Below are 25,089 nucleotides of genomic sequence, written 5' to 3' on the forward strand. Positions count from 1 at the left end.
AATTTTTTGCAGCCTCTGTCTGCGTAGGCACAGCAAGCAAGAAAAATTGATATCAGCAGTACATAATGTGTCGATATTACTTTTCATTTACTATATCGTTATGTCCATCTATTTATCGCTTGCTTCGTTTAGCGATTTTTCATTTTTGTATTTAAGGCTGTAACATGACCGTTACCCATACTTCTACTACTTTTGAGCCTATTATTACCTCGTTACTTGATAACGACTTGTACAAATTTACTATGCTACAAGCCATGCTACATCAGTTTCCTCAAACCCATGGTGTCTACCGCTTTCGCTGCCGTAATAATAAAGATGCCGCTTATCCACTTTCTGATATCAAAGATGCCTTAGAGCAGCAACTAGACAGCTTATGTGAATTGCGATTTTTAGAAGATGAACTAGAATACTTACGTGGCTTGCGCTTTATGCGTTCAGACTTCGTTGATTACTTGGAATTGTTTAAATTAAAACGTCGTTTTATCACGGTGACTACCGATGACAAAGGTCGCCTATTTATCGATATCGAAGGTCCGATGATTCAGGCGATGTTCTTCGAAGTATTCGTACTAGCCATTGTCAATGAGCTATATTTTAAAGTATTAACGGATGCAAGTGTGCTTGAAGAAGGGCAGCGCCGCTTAGAGAAGAAAGTGGAGTTGTTACATCGTTATGCTGCCGAACAAGCAGGCAATAGCCGTGATATTCCTCCTTTTATCGTTGCTGATTTTGGTACACGTAGACGGTTTAATAAAGACTGGCAAGCTCATGTGGTTGAGACTTTGCACAAAGCTGAGCCAAACATAGTGGGCGGCACGTCCAACGTTTATTTGGCAAAAAAGCTTGGCATGACGCCCATTGGTACGATGGCACATGAGTTTATGCAGGCATTTCAGGCACTGGATGTGCGCCTACGTGATTCGCAAAAAGCGGCGCTTGAAGCTTGGGTACACGAGTATCGCGGTGATTTGGGTATTGCGCTGACTGACGTCGTCGGCATGGATGCGTTCTTACGCGATTTTGACTTGTATTTTGCTAAGCTTTTTGATGGTTTGCGTCATGATAGCGGCGACCCTTATCTTTGGGGTGATAAGGCGATTGCTCATTATCAAAAGCTAAAAATAGATCCAAGAACCAAAGTGTTAACCTTTAGTGATGGCTTGGACCTGAATAAGGCGTGGGATTTGCATCAGTATTTTAAAGGTCACATCAAAACCAGCTTTGGTATTGGCACCAATCTCACCAACGATATGGGCATCACGCCATTGAATATTGTTCTGAAATTGGTTGAATGCAACGGTCAGCCAGTCGCTAAACTGTCTGATAGTCCAGGCAAGACGATGATCAATAATGATACCTATCTTGCCTATCTGCGCCAAGTGTTTGAAGTTGACGAGCCTGAATAGCTTTCATTAAAAACCATTTAGACACGACAAAACGGCTATTTAGCTCTCGCTTGCAACCGTTTTGTTTTCTTCAGAAAATGCGGCATCTAAAGCTTGTTGTACTGCGTTGATACGAGTCTCGCAAATGCGATAAGCGGCAATTGATTCTTCAACAGTGGTCATGAGATTATCAATATCAGGCTCATCTTGTTGCTGCAATTCAGCAGCATTGTTTTTTAAGATATCGTAGGCCGCCTTAAAGGTTTTTGGGGCGGCTTTTTTGCGTTTACGTATAGGGGTAGTCATAAGGTTTCCTAATATCTAAAGTAAAAGTAATAAATAATCGTGAAATATTATTATGGGGTTAAGTTGAAGCTTCTGTAAATTCTGTGGGCTTCTTATCCATTTTGATGTCAATGATTTGTGCTTTTGCTTTACCGTCTTTTAGGACGATATGAATAGTCTGCTCCGGGTAAAGCTGGTTGCTACTGGTCAGTATTCGTTGCTCCTGTTCATCAGTCAGCATGCTATAGCCTTGCTTAAGCACGCGAGACGGTCGATGCAAGAGTACAATATCACGCAGATGTGCGCTATCACGCTGCGCTTGTATTAACTGCTGCTGAGCACTTTGCATAATAATTTTCTGATGATTTTTACTATAAGTAGAGGCGAGTGAAAGTTGTTGATAAGCAGAGGCTTGAGTCTGTATATGCAGCTCGCTTGCTTGTCTGGCAGCTTGTTTCACTTGACGATGTGCACTTTGTTGGATACTACGCCACGCATAAGCACTGTCTTTTTGTAGTGCCGTTAATTGACCAACGGTTTGCGATTGTATTTGGCTCAATTGGCGTGCAGTTTGTTGTTCAGCTGTATTTAATTGACGCTGCGCTGCTTGTTTGATTTGCATTTGATATTGCAGTGTCTGAGTGACCAGCTGTGCTAAATGGGCCATGATAGCCGCAATGACTTTTGATGGCGTATCAAAGCTAGTATGAGCCACTTCATCTAAGATAACTTTGTCACGCTCATGACCAATCCCAACCCAAACAGGGACAGGTTGCTCAGCGACTAAAGCAGCAAGTTCATAATCATTAAGGTAAGCCAAATCACCAACAGCGCCGCCACCACGGATAATTACTAATAAATCTGGTAGGCGCTGATAAGTATTTTCAAATTGCTGCTGAGCACTGATGATTGCTTGACGAATCTCTGCTGGGGCATGATTACCTTGAAAAGTGGCGTTATGATAATGGAAATGACAAGCGCCTGTACTCGCGAGTCTATTGGCGTCCGCTTGAAAATCGCCTAACCCTGCGGCTTTTTCAGGAGCGATGACCAACACATGCTCGATATCAAACGGAGTTGGCAACTGCTGATTCAGGTTTAATAATCCTTCACCTGCCAAGCGGTCAACCATCTCAGCATATTGACGCGCTAAATCGCCTAACGTATAGCTTGGGTCAATATCTTCAATGGTGAGAGAGAAGCCGTATTGCGCATGGAAACCTGCCGATACCTTTAATAAAACCGTCAAATCACGGTCAAGTGGCATACCCGTTGCGCGCTCAAACTTGGCTAAAACCCGCGCCGCTTTAAAGCGCCATAGATTGCCACGGCAGCTGGCAATGACTTTACCGTCGTCATCTTTTTCTGCCAATTCAAAATAATAATGCCCACCTTTGCTAGATAAATTTCGTATCTCAGCTTTGACCCAAACACGGTGATTAAAAGTTTGCTTGATCACCATATCGACCGCTGATAAGTAATCACTAAGGCGCAGGACAGTATCTTCTAAGTTATTTTCTACACTGTTTTCTTGTTCTGCCAACTCCGCCTCCAAGGTCGCTAAATCTTTGGCAGGCGCTAATACTTTAGTGTGCTTGGTATTTGACAGGTTGGGTTTGCGCATAATAATAGACCAAAGATAGTGAGGGCTTAGAGACGGGTTAGGTGACGTAAAAGATAAGATAGGGTAGTTTAACCTAAAAGCCTCTACACAAAAAGTAAAGCCAACAAGCAGCGATTGATATTGTATCTTTATCGCAAGCTTATTGGCTCTAAGTTATCGCTAATACACTACATATATAACTGCAGCTTTATGACATGACTTACTGACAGCGGAAACTGATCATATACTCATAGTCATCATCACGTGATAAATTTGGTGAGCCTGTGCCAAGGATGGTACCGAGCACAGCACTCGCTTGACCAATCATACGCCCTGTACTCTCATTTAAGATGCCATTATATTTCACTTGATCCTCAACGATAATCACCTGTTTGCCTCGGCAAGTAGTCTTAGCACTATCTAGGGCGTTTTGCTGAGCTTTTATCTTGGTCTTGGCAATACCAGTTGTTTCATAAATAGAGTTGGCACGTTGAATAACTGGCGATGAAGGCGTGGTCTGACAGGCACTCAAAGTGAGGGCAGCGACTAAGGTGGCCGCTAAGGTAGCCGTTTTATTAAAAGTCTTCATAAGGGTTTCCTAATTCCGGTAAAGTAAAAATGAAAGCATGAACCTAAAAGTGACAGATATAGTTAAAATATCTCAAAAACGCTACAGTGCTGCTGGTATAAATTTTTTGCAGCCTCTGTCTGCATAGGCACAGCAAGCAAGAAAAATTAATATCAGCAGTACTTGATGTATCGATATTACTTTTCTCTGACTATAGATACGTTAAAGCTTTTATTAAACGATGAATTTACCCTATTGATATATTGAGTGTCTAGACGGTTATTGTGTTCGATATTGCGCTTATATTACCTACCGAAATAGACAGCGATAAAGGTGCGCTAAGTTTGCCCAAAATGCATAAGTAATGTCTGTCTGAAGTAATATCTGTCTGCTATATTTTTTGACAATTTTCTATGATTAATAGTAAAAATTCGACAGATAGCGGTAATACACAGCAAATCACTTGAAATATAAACCATATCTAGGATAATTGAGCTATTCATTCTTAACTAATAAGTATTATATGCAATTGATTCCCGCTCCTGCTGGCGTGTTAGAAGTTGACGCGCTTTGGCAACAAGACAATCCTAATGACCCAAATACGGATACCGTTGCGCTGCTTTGCCATCCCAATCCGTTGTTCGATGGTACGATGAATAATAAAGTGGTGACGACCATGTACCGCTTTGCTCGTGATAATGGTATGCACGTGGTACGTTTTAACTTTCGTGGTGTTGGACAATCGACCGGTGAGCATGATTATGCTGATGGGGAAGTAGTTGATGCAATGACCGTGCTACAATGGATTGCTGAGCAAACTCCTGCACGAAAATTATGGCTTGGCGGCTTCTCTTTTGGTGGTTATGTGACAGCGCGTGTGGCTGAGCAAGTATTGGTATCACCTCATATATGGGGACTGGATGATTTTGAAATATCTAAGATTGCTCTCATTGCTCCCTCAGTCGAAAAAAATGACAGCAGTGATATAGACTTACCTGCTGATAAAACCTTTGAGATTTATGGTAATGCGGATGAGGTTATCAACCCAAGCAATATGCAAGATTTTGCTGAGCGCTTGGGCATTGATGTCAGTATCGTTGATGGCGCAGGACACTTTTTTCATGGGCGCTTGTCTGAGCTGAAAAAGCTTTTGGAGCAGCATACGTATAACGGCGACATATAGTATTAGCTACAGATCGCTTGATACTCTTTAAGCTACCTAAAATAGCTTTGCGCTAATCAGTATTGTTAAGAGTTAACGGATTATTTTTACAACCTTAAGCTGTGTTAACCTAAAGAATGGTTGTGATAAGCCATTCTGATAAACCAGTTGCTACTATCTCAGTGTAAAAATCATAAGTTAGTAGCGATTGTCGGTATTAATACTTTATTCTGATATTTATTTTGTTTAATGATGAGTCGTATTATGAGTTTATCTCCCTTACAGCGTTATGAGCAAGCTATCAGCACGGATGAGTTTACTCGTGATGAGCAGCAGTATTTGGCGATGAGTTACTTGGATGGTCTTTACCATCAGCTCAATGATAACGCGGTACAGAAAAAAGGCTTTTTTAGTTTTTTAAAAGCAAAGCCTGTTGCACCCAAAGGTTTGTATATGTGGGGCGGGGTAGGACGTGGTAAAACATGGATGATGGACATGTTTTATGATTCATTGACCATTGAGCGCAAGATGCGTCAACATTTTCATCATTTTATGCAGCGGGTACATCAAGAGCTACATAAGCTGCAAGGCGAGAGCGACCCGTTAGAAAAAGTCGCTGATATCATCTATGCTGAAGCGGTGATTATCTGTTTTGATGAGTTTTTTGTCTCTAATGTCTCTGATGCGATGATTTTGGGTGATTTGTTCACCATGCTATTTAATCGCGGTATTACGTTGGTGGCGACATCAAATATTGAGCCATCTGGACTCTATAAAGATGGCTTGCATCGAGATCGCTTTATGCCAGCTATTGCCGAAGTTGAGAAGCATACCAGCGTTATGAATATCGACTCCGGTATTGATTATCGCTTGCGTGTGCTGCAACAAGCTGAGCTATACGAGTCGCCCATGACCAAAGCCAATCATCACTGGCTCGCCAACCGTTTTGCCAGCTTGTCTAACAATCAAAAATTCAGTAATGAGCCTATCACTGTTAATGGTCGTGAAATCAGGATTAATGCGCGTACCGATGACATCTTATTTTGCGACTTCCGTCATTTATGCATGGAGCCGCGGTCGGCATCTGATTTTATTGAAATCGCTAAGCAGTTCAGCACCGTACTTATCAATGCCGTACCAGCGCTCGATGATGATTTGCGGGATCCAACACGACGTTTTATTTATTTAGTTGATGAGTTTTATGATCGCCGTGTCAAATTATTGGTGCGCGCGCAACAGCCGATTCTTGAATTATATCAAGGACAAAAACTGGCGTTCGAGATTGAACGTACACGTTCGCGCCTGCTTGAGATGCAGTCAGAAGATTATCTGAAAATGGAGCATCGTACTGAAGATTCGGATGCAGCATAGATTTTATTCAATTCTTTAAATATTAAAAACCAGTTGTTGTCCAATACTGTTGGCTACTCTATAACAATATAGCAGCAGCTGGTTTGTTTCTACTTATATCCCATAAAACTATAATAATATTACCTATAATAGGCAAATGTGCCTAACTGCTAAACACTTATAATAATGAATAAGGATAGACCATGAGTACCTCTGAAAAGAGTCACGACCATAATAATGATGAGTCAAACAATACCGAAAGTCCGATAGTAACCAACTCACAAGTGACCGATGAACAACTGATCAATTGGATTAAATCGAGGCGCAGTATTGGTAATCTGAGTATCCCTGCACCGACAGAAAGCCAGATAAAAGCCGCTATCGATTGTGCAGTGACAGCCCCAGATCATAAGAAACTACAGCCGTGGCGCTTTATCGTCACACAGGGTAATGCTCGTCATGAGCTAGGTCGTGCATTTTTGGTGGCAGCTGAAGCCAAAGCAGCACAAGAAGGCGATACCCTATCTGAAAAAGAGCGACAAAAAACTTATAATATGCCATTACGTGCACCCGTTATTATTACTGTCGTCACACAAATGCAAGTGCATAAAAAAGTACCATCCTTTGAACAGATGCTTAGTGCGGGTGCGGCAGTTCAAAACCTCATCTTAGCGCTAAAGGCACAAGGTTTTAGTACGGTGTGGCGTACTGGACTACTTTGTAATGAGCCTGCTGTTAAAGCATATTTCGATGTAAGTGCAGATGATTATGTCACGGCTTTTGTTTATACCGGCAGCAGCCCTTGTGATATGCCAACGCGCAAGCCGATTGATATTGAACCACTGATGCGCTTTGATCAATAAAAGTCTTTATTGCATAATATAGTGGGCAACCAAGGGCATAGCTAAGTAATGACTTAACGAGAATGGCTGTTTGGCTGAGCTAGTAGCCTAAAAAATACTGTTAATTTGTACAAATAATTGTTCATACATTTTGCTTCGCTCACTGTATACTCAGCATAAATCAATTTATCACAAAGTCAGTCAATTCGGATAAAACATATGATAAGCGCTAATGACAAAAGCACAGATACCAACATAGACAGCACTCAAGCTGAGCAAAAAATGGCTGAAAAACAAAATAAATTGTTGTCTGGTATCATTGATCGTGCCACCAAATCTAGTCTTGGACGTAAAAAGTTAAATCCAAGTGTGGTGGAATCTGCCGTAGCAAAAAAAATGGAAGAGATACATAAAAATCCGACCAAGCTGCGTTTAGTAGTGTTAGGCGGCGGTAGCTTTGGCACCGCCATGGCAAACTTAGCGGCACGCAATGGCTGCGATACTACGCTGTGGGTGCGCAACAAGCGTACGGTCAAAGCGATGGCAAAATCGCAAATGAATAAAAAATACTTGCCAGGCTATAAGCTTGATGACCGCCTAAAATACAGTCATGAGCTGCAAGCCGCAGTCAAAGATACGGATATTATCTTCATTGCCGTACCGGGATTGGCGTTTCGCGAAACGCTTAAAAGTATCGCCCCTTTTATTAGTGGGCAGTCTATTGTTTCTTTGACCAAAGGGATGGAAAAAGACACTTTTTCTCTGATGAGTGACATCATCAAAGACGAGCTACCTGAAGTAAATTTTGGCGTGATGTCTGGTCCAAATCTTGCTATAGAAATTATGAAAAATATGCCTTCTGCCACGGTAATCGCTAGTGAATCTGAACCGCTACGTCATGCCGTACAAGCGGCATTACATAGTGCTTTCTTTAGAGTATTTGCTAGTGATGATATCCGCGGTGTTGAGCTTGGCGGCGCGTTAAAGAATATTTATGCCATTGCTATGGGTATGGCAGCTGCTTACGAGGTTGGTGAAAATACCAAAGCGATGATATTGACCCGTGGCTTAGCAGAGATGAGTCGCTTTGGTGTACATGCTGGTGCCAATCCGCTGACCTTTTTAGGGCTATCAGGTGTCGGGGATTTGTATGCCACTTGTAGCTCTGAGTTAAGTCGTAATTATCGTATCGGTAATATGCTTGGTCGTGGTATGACGATTGATGCAGCGGTCAAAAAATTGGGACAAACTGCTGAAGGTGTGAATACCATTCAGCAAGTACATGAAAAAGCCACTAAAGAAGGCATTTATATGCCTATTACTCATGCGTTACATGCCGTCATTTATGAAGACAAAGCGGCGCTTGGTGTTGCCCTGCATTTGATGGAAGCAGGGTTCCGTAGTGATGTTGAATTTGTCATGGAGCACGACCACAGTAATGCTTCACTGACCGCGCAAATGCAAACTGCAAACAGCCAATCAAAAGAGGATAAAAGTAAGCAGGGTAATAAGTAATAAGAGGTTGTTAGCGCAATAGCAATAGCGTGTCACTAAAAGAGAGTTACTTATAATTTGAACTGGCGATATAACAACAATAAAAAAGGCTGATAACTTATGAAAATTATTTTGATGCGCCATGGTCAAGCAGAAGACGAGACGCGTCCCGATAGCGCCCGCCAGCTGACGGATTTTGGTCAGCAGCAAGCAAAGCAGACCGCAAAATATATCACTACGCATTATCATCCCGATTATTTTTTGGTCAGTCCTTATGCGAGGGCACAGCAAACACTGGTAGAACTCCAGGCACAACTGCCTATTGTTCCATCGAGCATACAAGACAATCTCACGCCGTCTGACGATGCGCGTCAAGCGTTGAATGAGATTGCTGACATTGAAGCTAAGTGTCTGGTGGTGGTTTGTCATATGTCTATTGTTGCTTATATCGCGGGGTTGCTAACCAATGACTATCCTGAGTCTTTTTCTTTGGCAGAAGCACGTGTGTTTGAGATGGATTTTGTGATGGCAGGTATGGCACGCGAGATTGCCCGCTTTGTACCGGATCAGCCTTATTAATATAAGTTATTATTGATGGTTAATAATAGTGCTGCTGTTGATGGTCCTAGAGCATCTGCCTTTTAGCTAAATGATAGCTTTGATATATTATGGCTTTAACAATTGAGGACACATTTGGTGTTACATGTTTGGTTAAGAGCGCAGCACAGTCCACTAGCGGTCTGGCATGAAGACAGTCAACACTGGCAGTTGGTCGAGGGTTGGCAGCAGCTACAGGATATCTATAGTCGCTATAAAGCAAATAGCCAAAAAGCCATTTGTCTTTATTTTCCTTCTACTCATATGTTACAGGTCGATACGGAGCTAAACAGCACTCAGCTTAAGCAGTTAGGCAGTAGTGGCAAGCAGTACTTATTTGAAGAGACTTCTTTAACGCCTGTTGAGCAATTGGCTATTCGGCAAATGAGTCATAACAACACGCACCATCTATATGCGCTGGCACAAACTGATATCGAATTATGGCAACAGAGCGCAAAGCTTGCTGGCATGAATATCGTTGCTTTATTGCCTGATTTTCTATTATTGCCACTACCAGAAGAAGGGGCTGGGCAGCAAATCACCCTATATCAAGACAAAGAAACTGTGTTGCTTCGCCAATCTTTATATCAAGGTATGGCAGTCAGCTATTTACCGCTAATTTTTGAGCGTTTTCCGCATTTAAGCGAGGTCTTGATAGTACCTGCCATTGAGGACACTGTTTACGATACCGGCTACGTTTCTGACATTATTGCTACTGATATCATTACGACTGATAATGAGCTTGCTAATCGAACTGAGATTGAAAACTCTATAGCAGCAGGCAGCTTTACCGCGATTACAGCTGACATGATAGCTGAGCATCAACTGTTGTTAATCACACTAGTGACGACGCCAAAACCACTTGATAACGCAGAGCGTCATGCGCTGAACTTTTTTGTTAAGTCAACGGATTCGCAGTTGTCACCTTATCTTCGTGTGGCGCTGATGGTGGCGTTATCGGCACTGGTATTACAGATGGCGACCGATGCGGTGCAGTGGTATCAATATAATGAGGCAACAACTGCGACTAAGACTGAGATTGCGACACAATATCAGTCTTGGTTTCCAAATGAGCCACTCAGTACGCGTACCAAACTACAAGTTCAATTAGAGCCAAAATTGCGTAGCGATAGCCAAGCACCTGCGTCACATATGGCAGTCCTTTCGCGTATATCCCCTTTGATTAAACAGTCATCATTAAAGGCGCAAGCATTGGTTATGCAGCCTTCAGCACTTAGCTTTACGTTGATTGCTCCTGATCGCGGCAGTCTTGATCAGTTTACAGCTACACTCGTCGCGCAAGGTCTAACGGCAAAACTAGAGCAAGTGAATGGCAATGAGCAAGGGCAGTTTAGCGGTCAAGTAACGGTCAATGTCGTAGACAACAACAGCAGTGTCGGCAATAAAGGGTAATGATGAAAATACTACAGCGCCGTACCAAACGTAGCTCAACGATGCTGCAGACAAGTGCATTATCAGCGCGAATGACAGGCTATCAAAACCTGCTATTTGTACGCTGGCAAGCATTGTCTTCTCGTGACCAGTTGGCTTTGCTATTACTGTCTGCTTTTTTACTACTGTTTGTTGGCGGTTATGGCGGTTATAGTATTCATCAGGCAGCTAATCATAGCAAAAGCGAGTACCAAGAGCAGGTTGCTGATTATTTTTGGTTGCGTGCTCAAGCAGGTAATATAGATAGTAATGCGTTAGCGGCTGCCAATACTACTGATGGTGCAGAGGTAATACCTGCTGCTAGTAGTGTCAATGCGTTGTTGACTAAATCAGGCATTGTAGATGCGCAAGTGATTGCTAATGGTGATACGGTACAACTAAGCTTTAATAATCCGAGTCAAGCGGTGGTGAGTGCTGCCCTTGGTAAGCTTGAACAACAAGGCTGGCAATTCACTCAGTTGTCTATGCAGCAAGATTTGCTCACTAAAGCGATTCAGGTTCAGGCTACCGTTACCTCATCATAAATGGGCAAGGGACATGGGGCATTATGGGGATAAATTTTACTCAAAATTAGTCAATAGCTTTTATACTAACAAACCCATTTATACAACAGACCTTATTGAAAAAGTACTTCTTAGACACTATAAAATAGCTATAACAAATGTTTCACTTTAAAATTCATGCCTCATTTATGTGTAGGGTTTTATAATCAGCACAATATGCTATGTATGCCATGACAGGTGATCATATGAATAATCCGATGAGTGATAATATGAATAATAAACAAAGCCGCTCTTTAGTAACGTATAACCACATTACGTATTTATTATATGTACTCAGTTATTTTACTGCCGGTTTGCTGTGGATTGTGCCTATCTTTATGAATTATGCCAAACGTCGTGATGCTGATGGCACATGGCTTGCCACGCACTTTGACTGGCAAATTAAAACATTTTGGTACAGTATTGTGTGGTTTATCGTTGGCATTGGCATCATTACTTTTGCTCTTGGTAGTTTTGGCGTTAGTATGATGGCGGATAGCGGTAATATCGCTGTCGGCTCGGTATTACTGGCTAGCATTGGTTTTATTATTATGGGCGTTGCCTTTATTTGGCATTTATACCGTATCGTGCGAGGCTGGATTGCTCTAGCGGATGGTCGACCTGTCCCTTAATAATTGAGCTATATCTTACTATAGAGAGTAGCTATCTATAGTCGATTCCAAATAAAATAGATACGCTATATTGCAACGCGGAACTGGAATAAATTTTTCTGGCGTGCTGTGCCTACGCCGACAGAGGCTGCGTAAAATTTATTCCAGTCCCGCTGTATCGTTTTAATACTGAATTCACTATATATTCTCTATAGTAAAATTGGCTGATGAAACTTTGGTCTTATTTCGACTAAGCTGATATAATCGCTGCGCTTGACCACATTGGCTTTCTTTATTCATTTTCACTTTCAAGCAGGGTCTGTTGTTACTATGTCTTATGCCTTACTTCGCCCTTTTTTGTTTAATATGGACCCTGAACACGCGCATGAAATGACCTTATCCTTATTGGATAAAGCCCATAAAGCGCGTGTTTTAGGTTTGGTTTATGGTCAATCTATGCAGCCAACTGATTGCATGGGCTTGCAGTTCTCTAATCCTGTTGGTCTTGCAGCCGGACTGGATAAAAACGGCGATTATATTGACGCCTTAGCTGAACTTGGTTTTGGCTTTATCGAAGTAGGTACGGTCACCCCAAAGCCGCAAGCCGGTAATGATAGACCACGTTTATTTAGGCTCAAACAAGCAGACGCCATTATTAACCGTATGGGTTTTAACAATGAAGGTGTCGACTACCTCATTGAAAATGTGCAGCGCTGTAAATACAAAGGCAATATCGGCATTAATATCGGTAAAAACGCTGCAACGCCAGTTGAAAAAGCGGCTGATGACTATGTTTACTGCTTAGAGCGTGTTTACCCACATGCTTCCTACATCACTGTCAATATCTCTTCGCCAAATACCGCAAATTTACGTGACCTGCAAAGCGGAGAAGCATTAACCCATCTGTTAGATGCGATCAAAAACCGCCACAGTCAATTGGCAACAGAATACGGTTTTTATGTGCCATTGGTTCTTAAAGTCGCGCCTGATTTAGATCCAATACAGGTAGATTATATCTCTCAGCAACTGCTGGATTTCGAGATTGATGGTTTGATTGCGACCAATACCACATTGAGCCGCGTAGGCGTCGAAGATTTGCCCGATGGCGATCAAGCAGGCGGTTTATCAGGTCGTCCGGTCAGCCACATTAGTACGCAGATTTTACAACAATTCTCTGATCAGCTGGATGGTAAAGTGGCATTGATTGGGGTCGGCGGTATCGATAGCGGCGCTAAGGCTGTCAAGAAAATCGAAGCGGGCGCAGATATGGTTCAGCTTTATTCAGGGCTTATTTATAAAGGGCCTGGGCTTGTACAGTCTTGTATACAGTCTATCGGTGGTTATTACGACGCAATGGAAAATTAATTGTAGCTATATGGATTAGATTAAAAGTATGAAGGCTTGTTATCTAATACTTAATTCAACACCTGATACAAAAGATATAAAGTAACGAGGCGGTATACATGAGTGGTTTAGACATTGTGATTGCTGTTGTGGTGCTAATAGGCTTATGGCGCGGCTTTCAAGTGGGTCTGATTAAGACGGCAGTTGGTTTGGTCGGTTGGTTTATCGCTCTTATTGCAGCAAGTCGATTGGCCGCTTCCGTAGCACCGCAGTTATCGAGTATCATCCAGAACCCTGTCTTACAGATGGCTGCTGCTTTTTTATTGGTAGTGATTGCGATATTGGCTATCATGCACTTGGTTGCCTTTGTCTTTTCAGGTGTCTTAAAAACTTTACGTTTGGGTATACTTGATAAGATGGCAGGTGGCCTATTAGGTGCTGCTAAAAATGTGCTGATGGTTTTGGTGATTCTTAGTATTAGTGCGCCACTATTGGTACAAATGCCGCAGTGGCAGACATCCGTACTGGCACCTGAGCTGTTACCTTATGCACCTGTCGGTAAAGCGCTCGTCTCAGATATGTTTGGGATGGCTTGGGATCAGGTCAATCAATCATAAGGGTTGAATAAAAAGCTATTCAACCGCATCTAATATTCGTAAAATACCATCCATCAATTATCACTGCTTAATTATTAGCTTAATCATCAACCGTTTGTGTCATAGATCATTCTTTTCTTAAAAAGATTTTAATCTTAGCAAACATCATCAGCTTGGCGGCATATGATAGGTCACAAACTAAAGCGATTTTATCAGTAGTAATGCCGTTATTGTGTTTTTAATGTGTGGTTCAAATTCAAAATAGGATACAACTATGTGTGGAGTCGTTGGGGTCGCAGCTCATGAGCCGGTCAACCAAATTTTGTATGATGCCTTAACCATGTTGCAGCACCGTGGGCAAGATGCGGCAGGTATTGTGACTTTACAGGATGGACGTTTATATTTACGCAAAGAAAACGGCATGGTACGTGACGTTTTTATGAATCGCCATATGTTAAAGCTGGTCGGTAAATTCGGTATCGGTCATGTGCGTTATCCGACTGCTGGCACGTCAAGCAGTGCTGAAGCGCAGCCTTTTTATGTCAACTCGCCTTACGGGATCACGCTGGCACATAATGGTAACTTGACCAATGCTGAGAGCTTGGCGAAGTCGCTTTATCAAGAAGATCGTCGTCATCTAAATACCGATTCAGATTCTGAGGTTTTGCTCAATGTGTTGGCACATGAAATGCAAAATCTAGGCAAAACTCATCCAACGCCTGCTGACATCTTTGAAGCAGTGACAGCGGTTTATGGCCGTGTTGAAGGCGCTTATGGCGTAGTTGCTTTGATTACTGGTCATGGTTTGCTAGCATTTCGTGATCCAAACGGTATTCGTCCGCTTATCTTTGGTAAGCGCATGGCAGCTAATGGCGGCACAGAATATATGGTGGCATCAGAATCGGTTGCTCTGACCGGTTCAGGTTTTAGTATTGTTCGTGATGTTAAGCCAGGCGAAGCTATATTTATTGATTTGGACCATAAATTGCATACGCATCAGTGCGTTGAGCAAAAAGAATATACACCTTGTATCTTTGAATATGTGTATTTTGCCCGTCCAGATTCTATTATGGACAATATATCCGTTTATAAATCACGCCTACGTATGGGTGAAAAACTGGCCGATAAAATCCTTGCTGAATGGGGTGAAGATCATGATATCGATGTGGTCATTCCTATCCCTGATACCTCGCGTACCTCAGCGATGGAGCTAGCGCTAAAGATGAATATCAAGTACCGTGAAGGGTTTATGAAAAACCGCTATATCGGTCGCACCTTTATCATGCCAGGTCAGCAGCAGCGCAAAAAGTCAGTGCGTCAAAAGCTAAGTGCAGTGCCACTAGAGTTTAAAGGTAAAAATGTCCTTTTGGTTGATGATTCAATCGTCCGCGGTACAACTTGCCATGAGATTATCCAAATGGCACGCGATGCAGGCGCGCGCAAGGTATTCTTTGCCAGTGCAGCGCCACCGGTTAAGTATCCAAATGTCTATGGTATTGATATGCCAGTGCGTAGCGAACTTATCGCCTCAGGACATAGCGTTGAAGAAGTGCGTGATATCATCGGTGCTGACCGCTTAATTTTCCAAGATTTGGACGATTTGATTGAAGCGGTCAAAGATACTAAGCATAGTAAAGTTGAAGGTTTTGATTGTGCCGTATTTAATGGCTGCTACATCACTGGTCAAATCAATGAAGCGTATCTTGAGCATCTGCAAGAGCAGCGTAACGACACTGCTAAAAAGGGTAAAAAAGGGGTACAAATAGTCGCTGATACGCCAGTAGATATGATGGGTGTAGAAGAACTTTAAGCCTCTTTATATCTTAAAATATAGTAATTAAAAAAAGGCTGGATTCTCAATGAATTCAGCCTTTTTGCTATTAAATTTATTGTCAAAATATATAGTTTTAAGAGTGATTCTTTAGATTAAAAAAGCCTTGAACAACCATAAAAAGCCATTAATCGCAGTGATACCGACCACCATGCTGACCAGTAATTGACGGCTAATATGATAGACAAACAATACCAATAATAAAGCGCTAATTTGTGCCATTAGTAAATGCATCTCCGCACCATTGATACCGGTACTTTGTAACAAACCTTGATAAGACAAGCTGGTCAAAATAAGCAGTACCATGACCGATAACGGTAAACTTTCATTTAATCGATGTAGCCAAGGCGTATCCAGTAGCTTTTTGGGTATTAAAGCGGGTAGAGCGCGGGTAATAAAAGTCACTGCTGCCATCGCGAACGTTGCAAAAATCAGATAACTACTGCTCATTACTGCCTCCTTGCACACTGCGCTGCACCCAAACTCCACGGACTAAAATCATAAGCATACAAATCGTAATCGCTACCAATAATAACCAGTTACTGGTAAAAAAAGAGGCGATAACTAAGGCAATGACAGCAATAATAATAGGGAAATAACGTTTGATACTTTGGAATTGCTCATAAGCTAAAATCGCAAATAGACAGACCAAGGCAAAGTCTAAATGTGGCACCAAATCACTGAGAGCGCTACCAATCATCACACCAATCGCACCTGCTAATACCCACCAGCTTTGATTGAATAAGCTTATGGGCACTATCAATGCTTGTCGTGATTCATTCGGCAAACTGGTCATCACCGAAAAAGTTTCGTCAGTTAGAGCAAACAAGCAATAGGTCTTGGCTATTTTATTCTTTGGGAGATATTGTAATAACGGCATGCCATAAAAAACATGACGCAAGTTAATAGCAGCTATATTGGTTGCGATATTGCCAATCGGTAATCCAGCACTTAACATTGGTAGGCAGGCATATTGAGCGGCACCCGCATACAACACCACGCTGAGCATAATCGTTGCCCATACTGGTATACCAGCAACTTGCGCAAGCACACCAAAGGCGATGCCCGCTGGCAAATAACCCATGGCGACTGGTAAGCTTTTTTTAAAGCCTTCTCCCCAGTCGTAGCCCTGTACCTGAGTTTGATTGATCTCATTTGATTGAGTATTCACGTCACATCCTAGTTTTTACCATTTTTGTTTATTATTAAATTTTAAAGGGAGCTTAATAGTGTAATGCTGATCGGTCAATGGTCAATGGTCAATGGTCAAGTTGGAGTTTTTCATAGCTACCAGTTTGATGAGCACGGTATAAAAATCCAGCAAGTATCAACATTCTTAGCAACAATAAACACCATACGCTGAGCCAGATGCCCGTCATAGCCCACTGCTGATAAAGCAACCAACTCAATGGGAAAAAGATAGCCGCTAATATAAGGGCTGCATTGCGAATAATGCTACCTGCTGTTAAACCAAAAAATATCCCATCTAACCAGTAAGCACCAACCCCGACAAGTGGTAACAGGACAGCATATAAATGATAGTCATAAGCGAGCGTAAAGACCGGTTCGATATTGGTCATAAACTGTAAATATGTGGGCATGGCAAGCCACCATATCGCACTTAGCAGGATAGCAAGGCCGTAGCTCACGATGCCGGTACGTTTCACGATAATGCGAAAGCGCGACCAATCTCGTCGACCTGCTGCTTGTCCACTTAACGTCTCAGCAGAGACTGCCACCCCGTCAAGGGCAAAGGCTGAGATGCTTAATACTTGTAATAAAATAGCATTGGCAGCGAGTATGACGTCGCCGCTTTGAGCAGAGAGTCGAGTAATCCAAGCAAAGCTTAACGTTAAAATAAGCGTACGAATAAAAATATCTTTATTTAGTGAAAATAGCCTAAGCATCTTATCTTTATTGAAATGCTGTGGGTCAGCGGTAAATAACGCCTCCCAAGAGATTTTCAAATGTAGACGACTTAACCATAATGCCAATACTACGCCCAGCCAGAAGGCAATCGCTGTACCCAATGCGACACCGACCAAGCCCATATCCATTGCAAAAACAAAAAATAGTGTCAGAATGATATTGAGTATAGCGATAAAACCTTGTTGATATAGCATATAACGGGTCTTGCCTTGACCTGCAAACCAGCCAATAAAAGCAAAGTTCATTAGCTCAGCAATCACACCCCAAAAGCGCACATCTAAATAGGTCTTTGCTGCATCACCGCTATCAGGATTGGCGGCAAGCGCTTGTAGACCAAAATCAATGAGCCAAGGTTTTACCAGTAGTAAAACGGCACCAATCATAAATGCCAAAACCAAAGCGCGTTGCAAGATGGACAACAGCGGTGATTGCTGACCACTGTTATCTTTTAACTCGCCGTTATGAGCAGTGCTTCTATTATCTAATTGCCCAAGAGCTTGAGCAGAAAGTCCAGATGACGCATATTGCAAAAAGTTAAAACTGACGAGCAATAGTGATAGCAGTTGTACTGCAAGCCCGATACCAGCAAGTTTTGCCGTATCATTCATATTGCCAATAATCGCCGTATCAATGACGCTTTGGAGTGGCATTGCAAGATTTGCCAATAATACTGGCAATGCAATAGCGATAATACGTGCATAGCGAGTATCAATAGGCGGCATAGGACGTGGCGGTAGGATAGATGACATAAGGCAATCGCTTAGATAGGCAGATTAAGAATGCTCATAGGTAGTGCTATAATAACTTATAGCAGCGCTAAAATTTTTAGGTATTGATTTGATTTTGACCATGATACATAAACAAAAGCACCTAGAGTCTAGGTGCTTTTTCCATGATCACGCTTATCTACTCACTTAATAGAGAATTTACCAAGTGAGCAGGGGTGCCATTATCAATCTTGTTCAAACATCTTTGGATCATTGAAAGTCACGATTTCTTCTTCAAACTCAGGTTTTACTTTGACGATAAAGTCATCACGTGACAGACCCATCGCTAGAGGAATCGAGCTTGCAATATAGGTAGAGGAATAAGTACCAGCAAGTAAACCAATAAACAGTGCCGCTGAGAACCAGAATAAGCCATCACCGCCCAAAAACAGCATTGCTAATACCACTAATAGCACGGTTGAAATGGTCATAATCGTACGGCGTAGTGTCTCTGTTAATGACAAATCAATGGTTTGACGCGGACTGATACCGCGGACACGGCGGAAATTTTCACGGATACGGTCATAGACAACGATGGTATCGTTCAATGAATAACCAATCAATGCCAAGATGGCTGCTAGTACTGTTAGATCGAATGGGAAGCCAAATAAGGCAAAGACACCGATGGTCACGATAGCATCATGGAACAAGGACAATACTGCACCAAGTGCCAGCTTGAACTGGAAGCGCAGGGCGACATATCCCAGCATACACGCTAGTGCAAGCACAATCGACATGACTGAGCTTAAGTAAACCTCATTACCCACTTGACTACCGATAATATTCACGTTGCTGATTTCAACATCGTTATTAGGTAGCGCTAACGCTTCGCTCAAGCTGGTGTTAAGACCATCGATATTATCAGATTGAGGTGGCAAACGTATTAGCAGCTCTTGCGAGGTGCCTAGGTACTGCACGACTGCATCATCAAAGCCATTATCTGCCAACGCAGTAACCACATCACCTTGCTCAACAGATTGCTCATAGCGCACATCTGCTGACACGCCACCGGTAAAATCAAGACCAAGGTTTAAGCCATTGACCGCAATTGCAATGATACTACCAATCACCAAAATGATTGATAAAATGCCCATTGGCTTTTCTATCTTCATAAAAGGGATGATACGCTGATCACCAACGGCTTTGATACCGCCTTCGGCATAGGCAGCTGCATCGTCAGCAGCGTCACCCAATGCTAAGTTAGGATCGATAGCAGCAGGCGCGAGCACGTGGCTATCTTTACTCGCATGTTCGCCGCTACGCTGCTTTTTACTGGCTGATTTCTTAGCAGTGGCGTTATTGGTTTGGGTATTGCTACCCTTACCATCACGGCGAGGTTTTTTACGTCCACGCCCAGTTGCTGTAATATTTGAGCCGTTGGGTTCAGGATTGTTCTGTTTTTCTAGAGGATTGTTATTATCGATTGCCATAGTTTTCTCCTAACCGATGCTCAGACGTTTGATAGATTTACGCTTACCATAAGCAATTTGTATCAGTGCACGGGTTACCAAAATAGCCGTAAACAGCGAGCTGACAATACCAATGGCTAAAGTAATCGCAAAGCCTTTAATCGGACCTGTACCAATTGCAAATAAGATAAAGGCGACCAGTAAGGTTGTGATATTGGCATCGAAAATACTACTATAGGCGCGATCAAAACCTGCCACGATAGCCGATTTCGGTCTCACTCCATTAGCTATCTCCTCGCGAATACGCTCAAAAATTAGAACGTTAGCATCGACCGCCATACCGATGGTCAATACAATACCGGCAATACCCGGTAATGTCAGTGATGAGCCTAAGATGGACATAATAGAGATAATAATAATAACGTTAACTGCTAGAGCAATATTGGCAATCACACCAAACAAACGATAGAAGATAATCATAAACGCAAAGACTAATAAATAACCAACCTGCGTAGAGAATAAGCCTTTATCGATATTTTCCTGACCCAGTGATGGACCAATGGTGCGCTCTTCAACAAAATACATCGGTGCCGCTAACGCGCCTGAGCGTAGTAACAATGCAAGCTCAGCGGCTTCAGCACTACTATCCAGACCAGTGATACGGAAAGATGAGCCTAGTACTGCTTGGATATTTGCACGGTTAATGACTTTTGTTTCAGCATATGGCGTACGAACTTCAACAGTTTCACCAGTAGCTGGGTCTTCTTCATAAGCGATGCGCTGTTTATTTTCAATAAACAATACTGCCATTTGTTTGCCAACCGCTGTACGGGTAGCATTCTGCATCAGCTTACCACCAGCACTGTCTAAGGTAATACTAACCTCAGGTGAGCCACTTTCATCAATACCGGTTTGAGCATTAGTAACTTTATCACCAGTGACAATCGCTTGGCGCTCTAATAATACTGGCGGACCATCAAGGGTTTCAAATGGGAACGCTTCAGTACCGGCAGGTGGAATACCGCCTGTATAGTTTTCGGCACCTTCAGCGACCATACGGAATTCAAGATTGGCCGTACGACCAAGGACGCGTTTTGCCTCAGCGGTATCTTGTACACCTGGTAGCTCAACGACGATACGGCTAGCACCTTGTGATTGTACCAATGCTTCTGTTACCCCAAGTTCAGCAATACGGTTGCGTAGGGTAGTCAAGTTTTGATTGACCGCATAGCTGTTGATTTCATCAAGCGTTGCATCGTTATACGCCAAAATCAGGGCAGGGCCTTGCTCATCAATAGAAGATTGCAGGGCAAAGGTGTTACCCATTGAGCTTTGCAAAACGTTTTGGGCACGGTTACGAGTGTCTGTATCGGAAAAATGCAATACCACGCTACGCTTGTCGTTTTTGATACCTTTAACAGCAATGCGCTCAGCTCTTAGATCTCGTCGAATATCGCGACTGGCACTGGTCAGACGTTGTTCGAGCGCCTTGTCCATATCAACTTCTAAGACGAAACGGACGCCGCCACGCAAATCAAGACCAAGTTTCATGGGCTTGGCGCCGATATCACGCAACCACTGCGGCGTTGTCTGCGCTAAGTTCAGTGCGACCACATAGTTCTCACCCAAGTTTTTTCTCAATACTTCCTGAGCTTTGAGCTGATCGACTGGATTGTCAAGACGTACCAATGCGCTGTTACCTTTGAACGTACCATCGTGGTAGTTCAAGCCAGCTTCTTTTAACAAGTCTTGTGACTGCGTTAAAATGCCATCAGACAACTGTGTGCCTGCTGCAGCACTGGTAATCTGTACGGCAGGTTCGTCAGGATATAAGTTAGGAGCAGCGTATAGACCGGCAATGATAAGTACGACGGTGATGAGTAGGTATTTCCAAGCGGGATATTGCATAATCACTTCTTTAGGTTGATAAACTACTGGCGACGCAGGCCACAAGTTAGCAGATGGGAAGTTAGCGATAACAATGGTGAGGTGCTTATTTAGCTGCCATAGAAGCCATGATAGTGCACCACTGTGATCATCCGCGATGATAATAAAGCATAAAACGGTAAAGCCAAAAATGACCGTAAATAATGTACGGTCATTTTATAATCATTACAACTGTTAATTGATACTGATACAATAATAGTCAGTCATTATCGTGCTGACTAATTTTAACGATCACATATATCAATTATCAAAGATGTCAATGACGTTTAAACGCTTTCGATAGTACCAGCTGGCAATACTGAAATAACAGAAGCACGTTGTACTTTGATATCTGTATTATTATTTAAGCTTACCACTGCATAATCGCCTTCCAAATGTTTGATACGACCCATCAAACCACCAGCAAATATGATTTCACTGCCGACTGTCAAAGCACTTACCATAGCGCGATGCTCTTTAGTACGTTTTGATTGTGGACGAATCACCAAAAAGTAAAAAATAGCAAAAAAAGCAACTGGTAATAAGATTTGACCGAACAGTGATGCCGCACCGGCAGTTTCAGCAGCGTGAGCGGCTTGGATAAATAACAACATAGTTTCTCTCGACAAGTTATAGATAACAATTAATTTAGACGCATAGTAGCAAAAAATACCAGACTTGGTAACTGTTAATCATAAGCTGGTTATGTTTTTCTTAAGCTAAAGGCATGTTGATAGCGCATTATTTTGCCTATCTTACTTTTTAAACTGTCTACATTATATAGAAACCATTGACTTATAAAACAAGCCCAATAGTAAATAGTTAACATGCCATCAAGCGAAACCCGTATTCCTCTCATTCTCAAATGTGTCGTGATTATTGAAATATATAGCGATTTATTGTGAAATAAGCGCATCAATGCTACTATCGAAAGCAAATAGTCGCCAGTTTTTAAAGTAAGATTTAAGCCATTGTGCTGAGCGATATGTGCTCATTTATATATAAAAGATCCAGACCATATCAGATAATATTTTCTATCTGCTTGCCTCTGCTCATGATATATTGTGACTTCCTTTTACTTCTTTGTTTAGGTTACCTAACTTGTTCACCTCTTTTATGTCTGTACCTCGTTTACATCGTTCGCGTGCTTGTCGTAAAGACGCCTCTGCCAAACCTCCCCCGACGATGCTTGGAGATACTCGCTTGAGTATCAAATCATTGTTGGCGTTATCTGTCTGGATAACGCTGCTGCTACCGCAAACGGTCTGGGCAGCTGAAGGAGTAGCGGACCCAAGTACAAGCAGTATATTGCTGCTCATACTATATGTACTCGTTGCCATTGGTATCTCATTTATCTGTTCACTGGCAGAGTCAGCACTCCTGACGATGACGCCGTCTTATATCGCTGATGTTCAAGAGCGCAATCCAAAAAAAGCCCATATGTTAAGACGCTTAAAGATTGATAATATCGATCAGTCCTTGGCTGCTATTTTGACCTTGAATACAGTGGCACATACACTAGGCTCGATAGGCGCAGGTGCGCAAGCGACGATTGTATTTGGTAGTGCTTGGTTTGGTTTGTTTTCTGCCATCATGACCCTCGCTATTTTATTCTTATCTGAGATTATTCCAAAGACCTTAGGTACGATGTACTGGCGTCAACTCAGTGGCATGGTTGCCTACTTTGTACGTGGTATTATTCTACTGCTATATCCACTAATTTGGATCTCAGAAAAACTCACCAAGCTGCTGGTACGTGGTAAAGAGCCACAAACCTTTAGCCGTCGCGAATTTGCCGCGCTTGCCAGTATTGGTGAAGAAGCAGGACAAATCGATCCATTAGAGTCGCGTATTATCCGAAACTTACTGGCATTTGGTGCTATTAAGGTTGAAGATATTATGACACCGCGTTCGGTGATGCTAGCTTTTGAAGAGAACAAAACAGTAGCAGAGTTGCTGGTTGATCGTCCAAAATTGACCTTTTCTAGACTACCGATTTATGATGGTGATTTGGATAATATTACAGGCTTTGTATTAAAAACAGACATGCTGTTAGCAAAAGTGAATCATGCCGTACATAAGCCATTGACGCAGTTTAAACGTGACATTACTTTTGTTTTTTCAAAGATGAAATTGTTTGATTTGCTTGAGCTGATGCTGAAAAACCGTATCCATATTGCCATTACGGTTGGTGAATACGGGGAAGTCAAAGGTTTAGTTACTCTAGAAGATGTGTTTGAAACTCTCTTAGGTCTTGAGATTGTCGATGAGATAGATCGCGTTGAAGACATGCAAGCATTGGCACGGCAAATGATGGACAGACGTGTCGAGCGCTTGGGTATGAAGCTAAGTGATGATGAGCATTATGAAGACTATACAGCTGACAGTAAGCAATAAAAACTTAATCAGTTTTTATTGCGTAAACTACTGATAATTTATCGTATGCTTTTTATAAGATAGCTCATTTATTCAAAAAGCATACTTTACTGAGGTAGTCGCAATAATTACACAGGGTGTCACATGGCTGTGAGAATTAAGTGATAGGCTAAAAGTATCCTAATAATAGGCTGCTAGAAATCTAATATAAAAGCACTTGTTAGAAATGCCTATCAATAGAAATACTCGTTAATTACTGCATCGATTGAAGATACTAGTTCGTCAGTAGTTAAAAGTTTAGGGTATAAGATTTATTAGATATAAATAGCACTCTATAATTAAATCGTAGCTATTTCATTGTCGTTCAATAGTAATGATTATAAAGCCACCATTAAGGAATATCATGAAACAACTATGGGGAAAAGGGCTATTGGCTCTATTGATAAAAGGTGCCAGCTTGGCGGCAATCGTTGCTGCTGTCAGCACCATAACTATCACTGCGCAAGCAGCAACCATGACTGAAGCCTTGGTACAAAACTACGCGACTGCTATGAAGTCTGCCGCTAATAATCGAAATATTAATCAGGTGGCGCGTTTGGTTTCTGATGAGGCATTGATTTCGTTGTCAAGAAAAGGCAAGTCTACCAGTCTGGATAAAGAGGCTTATTTAAAACTGCTGCAAAATAGCTGGGGCAATACCTCAAACTATCGCTATGACATCAATGTTGATAACATTGTAATTTCAGGTGAACAAGCAAAAGCCAATGTAACGACCAATGAAAGCTGGGTCAAAGATGGTCAAAAGGTCTCCTTTGTTACTACTTCAAGAGTGACACTGGCTTTGTCTACTGGTGACGCCATACTTTTGCGTGCTGTATCCCAAGTTACGATTAATTAGTCTTCCTTCAATAATAAAGTCAGCCAATGAGCAAAACCTTTAGCCATCAATGATAGGGCACATTAATTTTTGTGTATTATCTTTTATATTGAGCTGGTCTTTATTTGATATTGCGTACTATA

The 25,089-nt window shown here is 42.1% G+C and carries 23 protein-coding genes; 14 read left to right on the forward strand and 9 right to left on the reverse strand.

Annotated features, from left to right (window positions below):
* The first annotated feature begins 164 nt into the window (after positions 1–164).
* Positions 165–1,406: a nicotinate phosphoribosyltransferase gene (pncB, locus tag M0221_RS05385; RefSeq protein ID WP_483284610.1), complete on the forward strand. Its 1,242-nt coding sequence runs from the start codon at positions 165–167 to the stop codon at positions 1,404–1,406.
* 39 nt (positions 1,407–1,445) lie between these two features.
* Here pncB and xseB read toward each other — a convergent pair whose 3' ends face one another.
* From xseB to M0221_RS05400, 3 genes are all read right to left on the reverse strand, one after another.
* Complete coding sequence (gene xseB, locus M0221_RS05390; RefSeq protein ID WP_483284611.1) at positions 1,446–1,691, reverse strand: exodeoxyribonuclease VII small subunit; 246 nt, start codon at positions 1,689–1,691, stop codon at positions 1,446–1,448.
* 58 nt (positions 1,692–1,749) lie between these two features.
* Positions 1,750–3,294, reverse strand: coding sequence for an exodeoxyribonuclease VII large subunit (gene xseA / locus M0221_RS05395; RefSeq protein WP_483284612.1), 1,545 nt, complete (start codon positions 3,292–3,294; stop codon positions 1,750–1,752).
* A 199-nt stretch (positions 3,295–3,493) separates the two neighbouring features.
* Complete coding sequence (locus tag M0221_RS05400) at positions 3,494–3,862, reverse strand: hypothetical protein (protein WP_011513429.1); 369 nt, start codon at positions 3,860–3,862, stop codon at positions 3,494–3,496.
* 502 nt (positions 3,863–4,364) lie between these two features.
* On the opposite strand from M0221_RS05400, the gene M0221_RS05405 reads away from it, so the two are divergent.
* The 11 genes from M0221_RS05405 (at position 4,365) to purF (ending at position 15,641) form a co-directional block, all read left to right on the forward strand.
* Positions 4,365–5,024: an alpha/beta hydrolase gene (locus tag M0221_RS05405; protein WP_483284613.1), complete on the forward strand. Its 660-nt coding sequence runs from the start codon at positions 4,365–4,367 to the stop codon at positions 5,022–5,024.
* 243 nt (positions 5,025–5,267) lie between these two features.
* A complete protein-coding gene (zapE, locus tag M0221_RS05410; protein WP_020443299.1) occupies positions 5,268–6,374 on the forward strand; it encodes a cell division protein ZapE in 1,107 nt (368 codons plus the stop codon).
* 182 nt (positions 6,375–6,556) lie between these two features.
* Positions 6,557–7,216: a nitroreductase family protein gene (locus tag M0221_RS05415; protein ID WP_483284614.1), complete on the forward strand. Its 660-nt coding sequence runs from the start codon at positions 6,557–6,559 to the stop codon at positions 7,214–7,216.
* A 198-nt stretch (positions 7,217–7,414) separates the two neighbouring features.
* Entirely contained in the window at positions 7,415–8,710 is a 1,296-nt protein-coding gene (locus M0221_RS05420; protein WP_483284615.1) for an NAD(P)H-dependent glycerol-3-phosphate dehydrogenase, read from the forward strand.
* Positions 8,711–8,809: 99 nt separating this feature from the next.
* A complete protein-coding gene (sixA, locus tag M0221_RS05425; RefSeq protein ID WP_201531311.1) occupies positions 8,810–9,268 on the forward strand; it encodes a phosphohistidine phosphatase SixA in 459 nt (152 codons plus the stop codon).
* A gap of 117 nt (positions 9,269–9,385) precedes the next feature.
* A complete protein-coding gene (gene gspL, locus M0221_RS05430) occupies positions 9,386–10,699 on the forward strand; it encodes a type II secretion system protein GspL (RefSeq protein ID WP_483284616.1) in 1,314 nt (437 codons plus the stop codon).
* 2 nt (positions 10,700–10,701) lie between these two features.
* The gene (gene gspM / locus M0221_RS05435) at positions 10,702–11,262 is read left to right on the forward strand and encodes a type II secretion system protein GspM (RefSeq protein ID WP_483284617.1); all 561 of its coding nucleotides are present in this window, start codon (positions 10,702–10,704) and stop codon (positions 11,260–11,262) included.
* A 224-nt stretch (positions 11,263–11,486) separates the two neighbouring features.
* Complete coding sequence (locus M0221_RS05440; RefSeq protein WP_483284618.1) at positions 11,487–11,912, forward strand: DUF4870 family protein; 426 nt, start codon at positions 11,487–11,489, stop codon at positions 11,910–11,912.
* A 309-nt stretch (positions 11,913–12,221) separates the two neighbouring features.
* Complete coding sequence (locus M0221_RS05445; protein WP_011513438.1) at positions 12,222–13,256, forward strand: quinone-dependent dihydroorotate dehydrogenase; 1,035 nt, start codon at positions 12,222–12,224, stop codon at positions 13,254–13,256.
* 98 nt (positions 13,257–13,354) lie between these two features.
* Positions 13,355–13,852: a CvpA family protein gene (locus M0221_RS05450; protein ID WP_483284619.1), complete on the forward strand. Its 498-nt coding sequence runs from the start codon at positions 13,355–13,357 to the stop codon at positions 13,850–13,852.
* Between the two features lie 253 nt (positions 13,853–14,105).
* A complete protein-coding gene (gene purF / locus M0221_RS05455; RefSeq protein WP_020443308.1) occupies positions 14,106–15,641 on the forward strand; it encodes an amidophosphoribosyltransferase in 1,536 nt (511 codons plus the stop codon).
* A 111-nt stretch (positions 15,642–15,752) separates the two neighbouring features.
* Here purF and M0221_RS05460 read toward each other — a convergent pair whose 3' ends face one another.
* The 6 genes from M0221_RS05460 to yajC form a co-directional block, all read right to left on the reverse strand.
* Complete coding sequence (locus tag M0221_RS05460; protein WP_483284620.1) at positions 15,753–16,112, reverse strand: AzlD domain-containing protein; 360 nt, start codon at positions 16,110–16,112, stop codon at positions 15,753–15,755.
* Entirely contained in the window at positions 16,102–16,833 is a 732-nt protein-coding gene (locus M0221_RS05465; RefSeq protein WP_133104189.1) for an AzlC family ABC transporter permease, read from the reverse strand. Before M0221_RS05465 ends, M0221_RS05460 begins: the two co-directional genes overlap by 11 nt.
* Before the next feature lie 88 nt (positions 16,834–16,921).
* Entirely contained in the window at positions 16,922–18,340 is a 1,419-nt protein-coding gene (locus M0221_RS05470) for an MATE family efflux transporter (protein ID WP_483284621.1), read from the reverse strand.
* Positions 18,341–18,543: 203 nt separating this feature from the next.
* Complete coding sequence (gene secF, locus M0221_RS05475) at positions 18,544–19,788, reverse strand: protein translocase subunit SecF (protein ID WP_483284622.1); 1,245 nt, start codon at positions 19,786–19,788, stop codon at positions 18,544–18,546.
* 9 nt (positions 19,789–19,797) lie between these two features.
* The gene (gene secD, locus M0221_RS05480) at positions 19,798–21,675 is read right to left on the reverse strand and encodes a protein translocase subunit SecD (protein WP_483284623.1); all 1,878 of its coding nucleotides are present in this window, start codon (positions 21,673–21,675) and stop codon (positions 19,798–19,800) included.
* 305 nt (positions 21,676–21,980) lie between these two features.
* A complete protein-coding gene (gene yajC / locus M0221_RS05485; RefSeq protein ID WP_011513446.1) occupies positions 21,981–22,307 on the reverse strand; it encodes a preprotein translocase subunit YajC in 327 nt (108 codons plus the stop codon).
* 502 nt (positions 22,308–22,809) lie between these two features.
* Between yajC and M0221_RS05490 the strand changes: the two genes are divergently transcribed.
* A complete protein-coding gene (locus tag M0221_RS05490) occupies positions 22,810–24,090 on the forward strand; it encodes a CNNM domain-containing protein (RefSeq protein ID WP_020443314.1) in 1,281 nt (426 codons plus the stop codon).
* A gap of 382 nt (positions 24,091–24,472) precedes the next feature.
* On the forward strand, positions 24,473–24,967 hold the full coding sequence (locus tag M0221_RS05495; protein WP_011513448.1) for a hypothetical protein: 495 nt from the start codon (positions 24,473–24,475) through the stop codon (positions 24,965–24,967).
* The last annotated feature ends 122 nt before the right edge of the window (positions 24,968–25,089 follow it).

Source organism: Psychrobacter sp. ANT206 (assembly GCF_056880555.1).